General features: G+C 60.0%; 12 protein-coding genes. 1 reads left to right on the top strand and 11 read right to left on the bottom strand.

The annotated features are described in order from the left end of the window. Positions 1-76 precede the first annotated feature (76 nt). Positions 77-1,015 carry a 2-hydroxyacid dehydrogenase gene (locus OEG84_RS21350; RefSeq protein ID WP_267655619.1) on the top strand — a complete coding sequence of 313 codons (939 nt, stop codon included), beginning with the start codon at positions 77-79 and terminating at the stop codon, positions 1,013-1,015. Positions 1,016-1,407: 392 nt separating this feature from the next. On the opposite strand, the gene OEG84_RS21345 is transcribed toward OEG84_RS21350, so the two are convergent. The 11 genes from OEG84_RS21345 to OEG84_RS21295 form a co-directional block, all read right to left on the bottom strand. Continuing rightward, entirely contained in the window at positions 1,408-2,289 is an 882-nt protein-coding gene (locus tag OEG84_RS21345; protein ID WP_267655618.1) for an SMP-30/gluconolactonase/LRE family protein, read from the bottom strand. Between the two features lie 5 nt (positions 2,290-2,294). Continuing rightward, on the bottom strand, positions 2,295-3,281 hold the full coding sequence (locus tag OEG84_RS21340; RefSeq protein ID WP_267655617.1) for an ABC transporter permease: 987 nt from the start codon (positions 3,279-3,281) through the stop codon (positions 2,295-2,297). Further along, on the bottom strand, positions 3,278-4,285 hold the full coding sequence (locus tag OEG84_RS21335) for an ABC transporter permease (protein ID WP_267655616.1): 1,008 nt from the start codon (positions 4,283-4,285) through the stop codon (positions 3,278-3,280). The genes OEG84_RS21340 and OEG84_RS21335 overlap by 4 nt, the downstream gene beginning before the upstream one ends. Before the next feature lie 3 nt (positions 4,286-4,288). Next, entirely contained in the window at positions 4,289-5,791 is a 1,503-nt protein-coding gene (locus tag OEG84_RS21330) for a sugar ABC transporter ATP-binding protein (RefSeq protein WP_267655615.1), read from the bottom strand. A gap of 63 nt (positions 5,792-5,854) precedes the next feature. Next, positions 5,855-6,919: a substrate-binding domain-containing protein gene (locus OEG84_RS21325; RefSeq protein ID WP_267655614.1), complete on the bottom strand. Its 1,065-nt coding sequence runs from the start codon at positions 6,917-6,919 to the stop codon at positions 5,855-5,857. Positions 6,920-7,136: 217 nt separating this feature from the next. Further along, positions 7,137-7,886 carry a GntR family transcriptional regulator gene (locus OEG84_RS21320; RefSeq protein ID WP_267655613.1) on the bottom strand — a complete coding sequence of 250 codons (750 nt, stop codon included), beginning with the start codon at positions 7,884-7,886 and terminating at the stop codon, positions 7,137-7,139. A 93-nt stretch (positions 7,887-7,979) separates the two neighbouring features. Next, entirely contained in the window at positions 7,980-8,666 is a 687-nt protein-coding gene (locus OEG84_RS21315) for an E3 binding domain-containing protein (RefSeq protein WP_267655612.1), read from the bottom strand. A gap of 37 nt (positions 8,667-8,703) precedes the next feature. Further along, the gene (locus OEG84_RS21310) at positions 8,704-11,139 is read right to left on the bottom strand and encodes a thiamine pyrophosphate-dependent enzyme (protein ID WP_267655611.1); all 2,436 of its coding nucleotides are present in this window, start codon (positions 11,137-11,139) and stop codon (positions 8,704-8,706) included. Between the two features lie 241 nt (positions 11,140-11,380). Next, positions 11,381-11,962 carry an SDR family oxidoreductase gene (locus OEG84_RS21305; protein WP_267655610.1) on the bottom strand — a complete coding sequence of 194 codons (582 nt, stop codon included), beginning with the start codon at positions 11,960-11,962 and terminating at the stop codon, positions 11,381-11,383. Positions 11,963-12,029: 67 nt separating this feature from the next. Continuing rightward, positions 12,030-12,797 carry an SDR family NAD(P)-dependent oxidoreductase gene (locus OEG84_RS21300; RefSeq protein WP_267655608.1) on the bottom strand — a complete coding sequence of 256 codons (768 nt, stop codon included), beginning with the start codon at positions 12,795-12,797 and terminating at the stop codon, positions 12,030-12,032. Positions 12,798-12,860: 63 nt separating this feature from the next. Beyond that, the gene (locus OEG84_RS21295) at positions 12,861-13,844 is read right to left on the bottom strand and encodes a C-terminal binding protein (protein ID WP_267655607.1); all 984 of its coding nucleotides are present in this window, start codon (positions 13,842-13,844) and stop codon (positions 12,861-12,863) included. Between the last annotated feature and the right edge of the window lie 326 nt (positions 13,845-14,170).

Below are 14,170 nucleotides of genomic sequence, written 5' to 3'. Positions count from 1 at the left end.
CATTCTCCCATTGCACGCACCGAACCATCGTATACAATAATACGACTGTCAACAGGGTTCGAATGAGGGAAGCACCATGCCCAAGCCTGAAATTGTGTTCGTGGGAGGTGGCCCGGACTGGTATATCCAACGCTTCGCCGATGATTTCATCCTGCATAGGCTGCATGACGGCGATGCCAGCAAGCTGGAACAGGATGTCAGAGAACGGGTCCGGGCAATCCTGGCTGCAGGGCCAGTGACGGAGTTGCTGATCAACTCGCTGCCCAAATTGGAGCTGATTGTTAATGCCGGCGCGGGATACGACAAGATCGATATGGACGCTGCCATTCAACGCTCGATTGCGGTAACCAACACACCAGATGTAACCGACGCTTGCGTTGCCGACCTTGCGCTTGCCCTCATCCTTGCCACAGCGCGCGACCTGATTGCCGGCGACCGCTTTGTCAGATCAGGACGGTGGTTGCAGGAAGGCTACCCTTTAGTTCGCAAGGTCGGGGGACGCAGGGTAGGCATTCTCGGCATGGGCCGCATTGGACGAGCAATTGCAAAACGTGCCGCGGCTTTCGACATGTCCATCGGTTATCACAACAGGAGACCGGTGCCTGACCAAACACACACATATTTTGATTCACTGATCAAACTCGCAAACTGGTCGGATATTCTCGTCGTAGCCTGTCCCGGAGGCCGTGCCACTTATCACCTGATTGATCGCGCTGTCCTGGAAGCTCTCGGGTCGGACGGAATCATTGTGAATATTTCCCGGGGCTCTGTGATCGACGAACAGGCGATGATCAACGCATTGGATGAGGGAACAATAGCCGGGGCGGGCCTTGATGTGTTCGAGCACGAGCCCGCAGTCCCCCAACGGTTACTCCAAATGGACAACGTTGTTCTGATGCCTCATCGCGGCGGCGGTACGATCGAAACCTGGGAGGATGCTTGCGACTTGGCGAAGGCAAATCTATCCGCTTTCTTCGCAGGGCAGCCGCTTATGACGCCCATCAATGCCAGATAAACGCCTGGTAATTTGATCATTTATGGACTTGTTGGGGCTTGGTGAACCACGGCAGGTCCCACTGACCGTTGATCGTCACGAAGACCTCATCCAGATGCCACCGCCAGAGGCTCGGCCGCGTTCCCAAAACCTGATTTCTGCGGCGAAAACCGGACCGAACCTGTTACACCAGAAACGCACGGTCTCGTGGCTGATGTCGATGCCCCGCTCATGCCGCAGGTCCTCGACATTGCGGAGCGACAAAGGGAACCACCACCAGGCGGATAATTTCGGGCGAAGTTTCGAAGTACCGGAATGGGGGTCGCTGGGTCATTCCGCGACGCTAAGCGACCGCCCTGCCCACCCAAGAATTTGGTTTTGACAGTGCGGTAATGTGAGGGAAACGCGATGAGCTAACCGCCATAGGGCGGCAAGATCAGCCCCTTGCTGCCAAGGCCGGAAATAGCGAACAAACCGCCCGGCGATTGCTGGCCTGTCAACTCGCTGTCGCTTCGGCGCAAGCGTGCAGTGGTGACATACAGCACATCGAGATCCTTGCCGCCGAATTCGCAGCAGGTAGGAAGGTCGCAGGGCATGTCGATTTCCCTCATGAGCTTTCCGTCCGGATCATAGGCCAGCAGCTTGCCCTTGAATGGAATGGTGAGCCAGTAACAGCCATCCGCATCGACCGTGGCGCCATCGACAATGAAATCACGATCGGAAAGATCGATGAAGATCCGGCGGTTCGACACCTCGCCGCTTTCCGGGTCGAAATCGTACACCCAGACCAGATGGGTGTGACTGTCGGTGAAATACATCTTGTCACCATCGGGGCTCCAGGCCAGACCATTGGCGCAACCGACACCGTCAATCACCTTGTGAACGGAATGATCGGTATCGAGCCGGTACAGCGCACCGATTTTCGCGGCCGGCTTGCCCGGCGCCTCGAACATCGATCCGGACCAGAAACGCCCCTGGCGGTCGGTCTTGCCATCATTGAAGCGCGTGTCCTGAAGATCCTGCTCCGGGTCGACAATCGGCGTGAAGCTGCCGGTGTCGGGATCGAAGAAGTGGAAGCCGGTGGCCATCGTCAGCACAAGCCCTCCCGAACGGCGCAGGCCAAGGCAACCGAGGTTTTCCGGCGCGGTCCAACTGCGGTTCTCACCACTTGCGGGATCAAAGCGATAAATCGTTGGACCGTAAATATCGATCCACCACAAGACACCGGCTGAGGGATCCCAGACCGTTGCCTCGCCTAGTTCGGCGCCCGCATCGACGACACATTGGATTTCCATGGCTTCTACTCCCCTCCCTGTGGGCGTGACCTTTTGCGAAACAAAACCTGACCGAGCCTTTGCACCGTCTCGCCGCTTGCGGCCACCGTCACCAATATGACAAGGCCATAAACCACCTGCAATGCTCCACTGCTCAGGTTGAGGGCAGGCAACAGGCCGTTGAGGATCGTCAGGATGAGGGCGCCGGCGACGGTGCCGACGTAGGTGCCGGTTCCACCGAGGATCGATGCGCCGCCGATGGCGACGGCTGCGACCGAGGTAAACAAGTAGGCATCGCCCATGCCCAGATAGGCCTGTCCGGAATAGCCAGTCAGCAGGATGCCCGCCAGGGCCGCGGTAAATCCGGAAATTACATAGGTGGCGATTGTCGTTCGAACCGTGGGCACGCCTGAATAGCGGGCGACCTCGGCATTGTCGCCGACTGCGTAGAGTTGCCTGCCGAAGACCGTCCGCGATAGAACGAATGTTGCCACCACCGCAAGCACCAGCCAGATGAGGCCGAGAACCGGGACAGGACCGATGCGTCCCACGGCGAGATAGGTGATGAATTCGGGCGTCGGCGGCGTCGGGCGACCTCCCGTGAAGACTAGGATGACACCCTGCAGGATGACATTGGTGGCCAGTGTCATGATGATCGGCGGGACGCCGGCAATGGCAACGCCGATGCCGTTGAAGATGCCGACAGCCATCCCCCCGAACAGCACCAGCGGCACCACCCAGGCCAGATTCCCGTCCTGTCCGCCGGCGAGCATCGCCATCGTCACGGCGGCGCAATTGAGCACCCATGGAATGGAGAGATCGATCCCAGCGCCGATGACGACGAAAGTCTGCCCGATGCTGACAATGCCAATGAAGGCGGCGAGGATCACCGTCAGCCTGAGATTGGATTCGGAAAGAAAACCAGGCGAGACGAAGCTCGTCGCAATCAGCAGGATGATGGCGCTTGCATAGGCGAGCAGGATCTGGCTGCGGCCTTCCAGAAGTGATCTCATGAGCTTGAGGCCCTGGTTTTCTTCTCGATGATCGAGGTGACGAGAACGGCGCATAAAAGAATGGCTCCCGAGGCCACCGGCTGCCAGTAGCTGGAGATCCTGAGCACGAAGATCAGATTGCCGATGATAGTGAGGATGAAGGCGCCGATGACGGTGCCAAGCAGGTGTCCGCGTCCACCAAAAAGACTGACGCCGCCGATCACGCTCGCCGCCACCGATGCAAGGATGTAATCGCTACCGATATTGGGCGATCCGGCGCCGATTTGGGTGGTGAGGTAAAGGGCGGCCATGGCGGCAAACAGACCCGACAGCCCATAGCAGACCATATTCACGCGCATTTCCGAGACGCCGGAGAGATACGCCGCCTTGGCACTCGAGCCGACCGCCTTGATGGTCGTGCCGGTGCGGGTGGCGGCAAACCAGACCCAGAACAGCAGCAAGGCAGCAATCAACCAGACCGGCATGACTATTCCGTAAAGCTTTTCATTGGCAAAGCTGATCCACCAGCCGGGAACCTTTCCGCCATCGGTGGGCAACACCATCATTGCCACGCCGCTCAGGATCGACCACATCGCCAGTGTGACCAGGAACGGCTGCAACCGGAAGGTTGTCATGATCCAGCCGTTGAGCGCGCCGATCAGCGCCCCACCGGCAAGCACGATCGCCGACCAGACCATGACCGAAATGGCGCTGTCTCCGACCTGGGTCGCAAATACCGAGGTGCCGAGACTGATGATTCCGCCGATCGACAGATCGATGCCGCCGCGCATCATGACGATGGTTTGCGCCGTTGCCGCCAGCACCAGCGTCAGCGCCGCGGCTGAATCGATGTTGAGCTCTTCGATGGTCAGCACACCGCGCCCGAGCGAGGCGTAGACCATCAGGATAACGAGCAACATCGCAGCCGCAAACAGCAATGACATGTGGTTGCGCATAACCGCCCTGATCCGTCGGCTGGGCGCCCGAGCGGTCTGCATGCTCAGATCGTTTGTCTGTATCGACATCAATCAGTGGCCTCTCGTGTCCAGCACAGCGGCGCTCAGGATCGCTTCTTCGGTGAGATCGGGTGTGGCGATGGTATCGACCGTTTCGCCATTCCGCATGACAATGACCCTATCCGCTACATTGACGAGTTCCGACAGGTCGCTTGAATAAAACAGAATTGCGTACCCTTGCGCGGCAAGCTCGCGCATCAGCCGGAATATCTCGGCCTTGGTGCCGACATCGACCCCGCGGGTCGGGTCGTAGAGCAGCAGCACCTTGGCCCCGGTCAACAGCATCTTGCCGATAACAACCTTCTGCTGGTTTCCGCCCGACAAGGTGCCAACAGTCTGCGCGCGCGAGCCGACCTTGATGCTCAGTTTTTCAATCATCTGATCGACAGCGGAGGCTTCTCGGGTGCGGTCGACAAGCCCCGAGCGTGACAGAAGCGGCAGGATCGACAAGGTCAGGTTCTGTGCCACCGACTTGTCAAGCAGCAGGCCCTGGCCTTTGCGGTCTTCGGGAACCAGGGCGATCCCGTCTTTCCCGGTGAGCGCGTCACGGGGAGAGCCGATATTGGCCGGGCGGCCCCAGAGTTCAACACCGCCTTCTGCCGAAGAGGCGCCGAAGATCGATTGAAACAGTTCGCGCTGGCCATGCCCCTGCAATCCGCCGACGCCGAGAACCTCGCCTTCGCTGAGCGCGAACGACACATCCTTCAATCCCTGCCGGCTGTGCATGCGATCGACGCGGAGCGCAATTCGCCCGGTCTCGCTTGGCGTTCGGTGCGGATAGAGGCTCGCCAATCGACGGCCGATCATCTGGGTAACGATATCATCATCGGACACCGCATCGATCCTGTGGGTTCCGACGGTTTCACCGTTGCGAAAGATGGTCAACCTGTCGGCGACGAAACGGACTTCGGACATGCGGTGCGAGATGAAGATGACAAGACGGCCTTCCTCGGCGATTTTGCGGCTGGTCTTCAGCAACCATTGTGCCTCCGTTGCCGGCAGGGCTGAGGTCGCCTCGTCCAGGATGATGACCCTGGTATTCTTGGATAGACCCTTGGCAATCTCGGTTATCTGCTGTTCGGCCAGATTGAGGCTGCGCAGATCGGCATCAAGATCAAGCGGGGGGAAATTGTAGGCCGTCAGCAGTGCTTCGGAGCGGCGCCGCATCTCGCGCCGATCGACCATGCCGCCAAACTTTCTCGGCTCGCGGCGAAACCAGATATTCTGCTCGACCGTGAGATCGGGAATAACCGAGAGTTCCTGAAACACCGCGGCAATGCCGGCGCTGGCAGCCATGTCGGGGGTTGCCGCGGTGAACGCGGCGCCACCCAGGCTGATAGTGCCACTGTCGGGCCGCAGGGCACCGGAAAGAATCTGGATAAAGGTACTCTTTCCGGCGCCATTTTCGCCCAGCAGCGCGTGAACTTCACCTTCCGCGCCACTGAAAGACGCATTGTCGAGCGCAACGATTCCACCGAAACGCTTCGACAAACCGTTCACATCCAGGAAAACCATCACTCCGCTCCATCGTCTTCGGCAAGTTTCCCGGGAGATTGCAGTTCGGGCAAGCCCGAGCCTTCAGTTGGTGCCGGCGGATTCGGCTGGTGTGATTTCCATCCAGTCCGGCGATACCGGCAAGGTCAGGCCCGGCGCCAGATCGGGGAACGCGTTCTTGCCGTTCTCCAGTTCGACGACATCGGCTTCGGGATGCAGCTTCGACGTGAAGCCCCCTGTTGCCAGGAACGGGCCATTGACCAGGATGTGTCGTTCTTCAGGACGCTCGCCACTGTCGAGGATCTGCACGGCGAGACGGATTGCCTCGGACGACAGATAGGCCGGGTTGGATGCCAGGATGCACTTGGCGCCCTCGGTTTCCAGGCAGGTGAGCGCCGAAACGTTATAGGAAAATCCTGTCACCGGAACCACCGGACGGCCGGCATCCTGCAAGGCCTTGATGGCGCCCGAGCCGTAACCCTGGGTCAGGATGCCGTCGATCTGCGGATGTGCGGCCAGCAGCGAGCCGACGCCGGCCTGCTCCGGTCCGAGCGCATAGTCGCCATTATAGGTGCCCACGACCTCGATATCGGGATAGTTGGACAAAACCCCGCGATAGCCCTTTTCGATATTGGCCGATATCGGAACACCGGCGAGACCGCTGTCGATGATGACCTTGCCCTTGCCGCCGAGCTGATCGGCCATCCATTCGGCCATCACATTGGGAATCCGGTTCCAGTCCGATTCAACCGCATAGGCGCAAGGCGCGGAAATGGTCTGGTCGAAACTGATCACCACAATGCCGGCATCGCAGGCCTTCTGAATGGTCGGATTGAGCGCTTCCGCGGACGCTGCATCGACAAGAATCGCATTGGGCTTGCTGCGGATGATGTTGTTGAGCGAGTTAATCTGCGCCTGAACCGTGCCTTCGACATTCTCGATCCGCAGATCGACGCGGCCGGCAAACGGCTCCTTGTTGGCGGTGACTTCAGCCACGCGCAGCATCTGCTGGCGCCAGTCATTGCCGACAAAGTTGTTGGAGAGATAGATGACATATGGGTCTTCAGCATAAGCGCCGGGCATGGCCGCAGTCGTGGCCGCGGCCAGCACCGCAAAACTGCAAAGAGCGCGGATTGATCTTGATTTCATGATGAACTCCTCCCGTTAACGAATCTCGCCCGACTTCTCCGCCGGGCCGAAGGGCGCCACACCCCGCCGTCTCCCCCCAAAGTCCGTCAGACGATCAGGACGGTGTCAGACATGGCAACCATCGTTAAAAGTTATGCTATTATAATCTTATGGAGAGTCAAGCGGATTTCTGCCGCAACGCCAATCCAGAGTGTCGTTCGATTGATTTGGGGATACCCTACGGTCCCGCACTCGAGGCCTTGTAGGTAATCCGGAATTGCTCGTTGGGGTGTTCAGCGACAGTGTACTCGATCTTTTTCTGATCATCGGTCTCGAACAGCATCTCCACCACAAGGGCTGCGGACCCAGCCGGAATATTCAGATCCGCGGCCATTTCGGCATCGGCGATATCGGCGCGAATGACGACATTGGCGACTGAAACCTCGATCCCCAGCCGGTTCTGCACTGTCCGGAAAATCAAGGTGTCCTTGAAATCACTCTTTTTCAGGCTCGATCCAATTTCCGGTGGGAAATAGGTTGTAACGCGGGTGCGCCGGCCGCCGGGCCCATGCAGGATGCTGCGCAGGCGATAGCCCTTCACGCCCGCCGGCAGCCCGAACCGCTCCTGCAGGATCACGTTGTCCGACCGCTCATAGTCAAGCACTTCCAGCCGGGCGTCCTTGGTGAACATCGCCATGTCGGTGAAATTCTGAAAACTCCAGTTGAGATTGTTGTCCGCGCCGACGCCGGTGACGACCGCCGGCTTGGCGGAGCGCTTGCGAATCAGCCCTGCCGATTCGAGATCACGCAGTGCCTGGCGCACGGTGATGAGGCTGACGGAATATTTGCCGGCGATTTCCGCTTCTTTCGGCAATTCATCGCCGATGGCCAGATCACCCTGCTGGATAGCGCCGCTTAGAACCGAGGCAAGCTGCTGATAAAGCGGGCCGCGTTTTCGCGACAACTCCGCGGTGGGAAGTGCCGCCATTGCGTCCGATAGTTCTGTTGTCCGTGCCAATGCGATCACCCTTCTTGCAAGAGCGTCCAGCTATAATATCATAACACCAGATTCGCCAAGCGCTCAGCAAATCCCGCCAAGCGGATTGGCCAGGTGTTGTCGCAATGCAGCCAACAGGTTGCACTCAGCCTCGCTGAGGCCGTCAGCGTAAACCAGCAGGCAATTGTAGCTGCCGGCCGCTTCATCAATCGAGACAATCAACCGGCGCGCGACGCCCGGCCACAACGGGACAAGCATGGGTGTAAGGCCAGTGTACCGATCGATGCGAACGGACAAGTCGATCTCCCGGTCGTCAAAGCCACTATGATCTTCTTCAGCCAAAAATCGCGTGATGGCGCCGATGGAACGCTGCGCCATGGCCGGACACGCCAGCGGACCATCCGTGCGCTCAAACTGTATTTTCGCCGCTCCGCCTTCACGAAGGCCGCAGTCGTCGGCCGCCACCGCGACCAAACGCAGCACCAGCGCCTCGAAGGCAATTGCTGCGCCGGCCTTGCTGAAATCGTCCAGCAGCGACTTTACCGCCGCGGTCGATCCGGACGCAGCATAGACCGCAATCGAAGTGGGCCTCGGTGCCGGTTGTGTTTCAGCCGTCACCGGACGGTCACGACCTGCTTTGACATCCGCGAGCACGATCCGCCCCTTCGGCCCGGTGCCCGCGATTCCGGCAAGGTCGATATGCCAATCCCGGGCACGATGCCGAGCCAGCGGCGAGACTCTCAAACGCGGCGTGTTGGTATCATGAAACATAAGACTTCCCGGTCCTGGAGAAACAATGGAGTGCAGCCTATCCGGCCGCTCGGGAGATGAAGCCGAGTTCGGCTCCCATCGGAACCACCGATCCCGCAGCCTGATCGATGGCGCTCAGGACGCCTGACGCGGGCGCGTCCACCTCGACCACGGCCTTGTCGGTTTCGATTTCCACCATCACCTCGCCTTCGCTGACGCTATCGCCAACCTGCTTCAGCCATCTGACGACCGTGCCTTCCGACACTGTCAGATCACCGAACGGCATGGTGACGGCTTCGCCATCGCCGCGTGATGCGTGCTGTGCGCCGGGGGCTGCAGCAACCGGCGCAGCCGATTGACTGGACACCTTGGCGGGCGCGACCGGATCGGCCGCAGCAGATGCGGCAAGGCCAGTGACACGCCAGTGCATCGGCACCGGTGCGATTCCCCTGGTCACCTGTCTGGCCGCCTCGATCACTTTCTCGGTGCTGAGCAGCATCGCCTGCTCGAGCCCCGGCGCGAACGGGTGCGAGGTGGGCAGAGAATGCAGCCGGCCAACTGGCGCGTCCAGCTCATCGAAAGCCAGTTCGTTGATCGACTGGGCGATTTCGGCACCCAGGCCGCACATCGCCCAGGCCTCATCGACAATCAGCAGACGGTGCGTCCTGGTCACGCTCTCGACCACGGAATTGATATCGAGTGGCATGATCGTGCGCAGGTCGATGACTTCCACGGAAATCCCCTCCTGCTCCAGCGCTTCGGCCGCCTGTGTTGCCAGATGCACAGCGGTGCCGACCGCGACGATGGTCAGGTCTGTGCCTGCCCTGGCGATCCGCGCGACACCAAAAGGCACATAGTGTTCTCCCTCGGGTACCGGCCCCTTGGAGGAAAACAGTGCCTTGGGCTCGATCATCATCACCGGATCACTTGCCTGTAGAGCGGTTTTCATCAGCCCCTTGGCATCGGCCGGGGTGGAGGGAACACAGACGATCAGGCCGGGCATGTGCGCAAACATCGGGTGGTAGAGACCACTGTGGTGCGGCCCGGCGCTACGCAACGCACCGCCCGCCACGCGGATCACCGCGGGCGCGCTCATCTGCCCGTCACTCATGTAGCGAAGTTTAGCCGCCTGGAGAAAGATCTGCCCCGCGGTCTCGAACACGAAATCGGCAAACATCAGGTCTGAAACGCTGCGCACCCCGGTTGCCGATGCGCCGATCGCGGCGGCCGTGAAACCCTGTTCGGAAATCGGTGTATCGACCATCCTCTCGGCGCCAAACTCCTGCCAGAGGTTTTTTGTGTGGGCGAAACTGCCACCGCGCTCGCCGGTGCCTTCGCCAAAATAGATGATGTGCGGGTTTTCGCGCATTTCCTCGGCAATTCCGTCACGCACGGCATCGAGCCACCCCTGGACGACCGTTGCCCCTGCTGCGGGAGCGGCCAAAGCCTTGGGCGGGTTGATCGGTTCGGCAAACACATTGCGGGTTACCGTCGACGGATCCGGCGGCGGCGATGTGCGCGCGAAATCGAGCGCATCGGCAACAATTGCTTCTATTTTTGAATCGATTTCCGCAAGCACCGCCTCGTCGGCCGCCTTGAATTCGGCGATCAGGCGCCGCCTGAACATATCGATCGGATCGCGCTTGAGCCATGCATCGATCTCTTGCTGATCGCGGTAGGTGCCGACAACCGGGTCGCCTTCATGGTGACCGACCACCCGATAGGTCTTGCACTCCAGCAAGGTCGGTCCCTGCCCGGAACGAGCGCGTTTCGTTGCCGCTTCCATCGCCTGGTAGACGGCGAAGACATCATTTCCATCGACCGCGAAGGCGGGAAGGCCGTAGGCTTTGGCTTTCTCGGCAATTTCGGGGTTGAGCGTCACATCCGACAGTGGGGTGGCGGTCGCATAGAGATTGTTCTCACAGACGAAGACGGTGGCGGATTTCAGCACTGCGGCGAGATTGACCGCCTCATGAAACGCGCCATGATTGCTGGCGCCATCACCGAAGAACGCCACACCGATGTCGTCGGTTCCGCGCAGGCGGGCACCCAGACCGATGCCAACCGCATGGCCAATTCCGGCCGCGACGATGCCGTTGGTGCCAAACAGTCCGACACTCTTGTCGTAAAGATGCATGGTGCCGCCACGGCCGCCGCAGATGCCCCCGGACTTTCCGAACAGTTCCGCCATGACCCGGCGTGGCTGCGAGCCCTTGGCCAGAGCGTGACCATGCCCCCGATGGTTCGATGTCACCCAGTCGGTCGGCCGCAAATGGGCGCAGATCCCCGCGCCGGTCGCCTCTTCGCCAATATAGAGATGGAGAAAGCCCGGGGTTTCGCCCTTCCGACATGCGGTCTGCGCGACGGTTTCAAAACGCCGCAGCAACACCATGGTTTCGTAGAGATCCAGCAAAACAGCGTCATCTGGTTTGTTTGAACCTTTCGCAGATCCACCCTCCACCGGATTTCCCTTCGGTTTTTCGCTGTCCAACACTTTTACATCCTCCACCTGAAAACCGAAGCGTGGGCAAACCCCACACGCTCGCCCTTAGCCTAGTGAATTTCATATAAGTATAATAGTATAATGTCTAGTGTCGACTTATGCGAATGGGGAAGCGAGCACGGTATCGTGCCGCGCCATCGCGCACCGCACGTCCAGGCCCAACAGTATTTCACATGGGGTTTCGCGCGGGCTCACTACACAGCAATTGGCCCAGGCTAGGTGGCAGGCCGGGTCAGAAATTGCGCCCGTACCCGACACTCCAGCCGCCATCGACGCACAAAAGCTGGCCATTAGTGTAGGAATTGAGCGGGTCGCAGAAGAACAGAACCGTATTGACGATGTTGTCGTGGGTGCCAGTTCTTGGCAGCGGGACATGTCGCAAGAAGGCAGGATCGCCGATGATGTTATCGCCGTCAGCGACATGACCGACACCGACCGCATTGACCTGAATTTTTGCACCATAATCCATCGCCAGCACCCGCACACAGGAATAGGCCGCAGCCATAGCCTGCGAATATTCGCGGCGATGGCGGATCGGCACCGCCGCGGCGGCGGAGAGAACCACCACGATGCGGCCGCCGCCGCGCGCATGCATTGCTTTTGCTATCCGTTCCAGTTGGGCGCATATCTGCGTGAGAGCAGGGACCTGTGCGGCCGGGTCCAGCGGCAAGACGGCCACGGCAATATCGCTGGCTTCGGGGTTGAGGCTGGAGGTCGCCCCCTGCGCGCGAAGCGCATTGCCGATTGCCTTAGCCACTGCGCAGCTTTCGCCCAGTACGGACGATCTTGTGTCATCTGGCAGGGTAATTCTCATCCAGACCTCCCACATTTCCCTGCGTGTTGCATGGTATCTCCTACCCAGCAGCGCCCGTTCACCCTGATCATGACGCACCAATGGCGGAATAGCCGGCGGTCCAGCCACCGTCGACGCACAGAACCTGCCCGTTGATGTAGCCCGCTTCTTCAGATGCCAGAAACAGGGCCACTTCGCCGATCTCTTCGGGCTGACCCGGACGGCCTGATGGAATATGGGTCATGAATTCCTTCGCTTTTTCCACGAACGAACCGTCGTCGTCGTAGAAAAGCTGCCGGGTCACCGCCGAGGCGATCGACCCCGGGGCGATCGCGTTGGTCACAATTCCGCGCGGCCCGAATTCCAGCGCCATTACCCGAGTCAAATGCGCCACGGCGGCCTTGGCTGCGGCGAACGGCGCCTGCAGGCGCATCGCCGCGACACCAACAACGGAACCGATATTGATGATACGTCCGCCGCTGCTGTTGCGGCCCAGCAGGTCGACCGCCGGTCCGGTCATCCGGAACAACCCGTCAAGATCAATGCCGATGATCCGGCTCCATTCGTCGGCAGGATAGTCGTCCAGCGTTACCCGATGTTTGACACTGTTGACGCCAGCATTGTTGACGAGAATATCCAGTCTCCCGAAGGCATCCATGGTCGCCGCAAGCGCATTGGCGACGGAAGCATGATCGGTGATATCGGTCGCAACCGCAATTGCATCGGGTAGTTCGGCTGCCACACCCCGGGCGGCTTCCTCATCGATATCGGCGATTACAAGACGCGCGCCATTGGCCGCCAGACGCCGGGCGATGGCCGCGCCGATCGCGCCGCCACCACCGGTTACGATCGCCACTCTGCCGGTCAAGTCGCATTGCATGGCTGTGCCCTTTCCATGGCCGTTTCCCTCACCCACGCACTATCCGCTGGCAGGTACAGGACAGCGCGGTTCCCTGCCTGCCAGGCCGCGGGCGATTTCATCGGCTACACAGGACTGCAACTTGTCAATCGCCGAATCCGAGTACCATGCCGCATGCGGCGTGAGGGTAAGGTTTTCCAAGCCGCGGAACGGGTGGTCGGCCGCCAATGGTTCGGCCTGAAACACATCAAGTGCCGCAGCGGCAATGGTCCCAGCCTGCAACGCCACCGCCAGCGCTGCCTCATCGATCAGGTCGCCGCGTGCCGTGTTGATCAGGATGGCGCTGTTTTTCATTTGCGCCAGCGCAGAACTTGAAATGATGTGTCGGGTCTCGGCAGATGACGGCAGATGCAGGGTTAGCACGTCGGCCTGTGCAAGCAGGGTCTCCAGATTTGATGCATGCTCGGCGCCCAGTTGAGCTGCATCCTGATAGGACAAGGCGGGGTCGCGGATCAGAAATCGGAAACCGAATGGCTTCAGGCGCTCGAGCACGGCGCGACCAATCCGTCCAAGACCGAGAAAACCGATACATGTTTGCGAGAACGCCGGCATCGGCCGGGCACGAGCGACCGCGCTCCACTCGCCAGCCCGCACACTTCGGTCGAGATCCGCAACCTTGCGCAGCCGCGCAAGGATCAGCGTTGCCGTGTGGTCGGCAACTTCATCGGTGCAATAATCGGGAACATAGGCGACCGGGTGATTGTTCCGGAGGGCCGAGGCGATGTCGATATTGTCGTATCCGACGCCATAACGAATGATGCGCGCCCCCGGCGCCAGCCCGGCGATGGCTTTCGCGCTCAGCGGCGCAAACTGCACAGCCACCACCGTGGCCCCAGCGACCGCATCGATAACCTCGGTTTCACTGGCGCACTGGAAGGCGGCGAACCGGGCCTTGCCGCTGGCCGCTGCGGCTTCTTCCCTGGCGAGGGTCGGAAACGTGTAATCGGTGACGACGACATAAGGCAATGGCTGGTTCTTGCTCAAGGCTTCCTCCCTGGATTCTTGCGCAATGCGGATTATTGATGTAAGTATTATACTATTATGTTACTTGTCAATCACATGCTTGCGACACCTGGTACGCGTCGGCTTATCCAGCTTCCGTATCTTGCGTTCGATGATTGCGGGTTGTGATCACCGTCGTGGACCGCGATCACGGTCCCAGTGACGTAGGAAACAGGCTGTTTGTCCGCCATGTAGAGGAGGCGCCCGCAGGTCCTGTCAAGCAAATCGAATTAAGCCGAGCAGGCTCGTCGGGTAAGATCTGGCCATGAACCAGCGATCCCCATTCCTGTACTTAAAAACCTCGCCCG

The sequence above is a fragment of the Hoeflea algicola genome, from assembly GCF_026619415.1.
Taxonomy (GTDB): Bacteria; Pseudomonadota; Alphaproteobacteria; order Rhizobiales; family Rhizobiaceae; genus Hoeflea; species Hoeflea algicola.
This window is presented reverse-complemented; position numbering and strand designations above follow the sequence as displayed.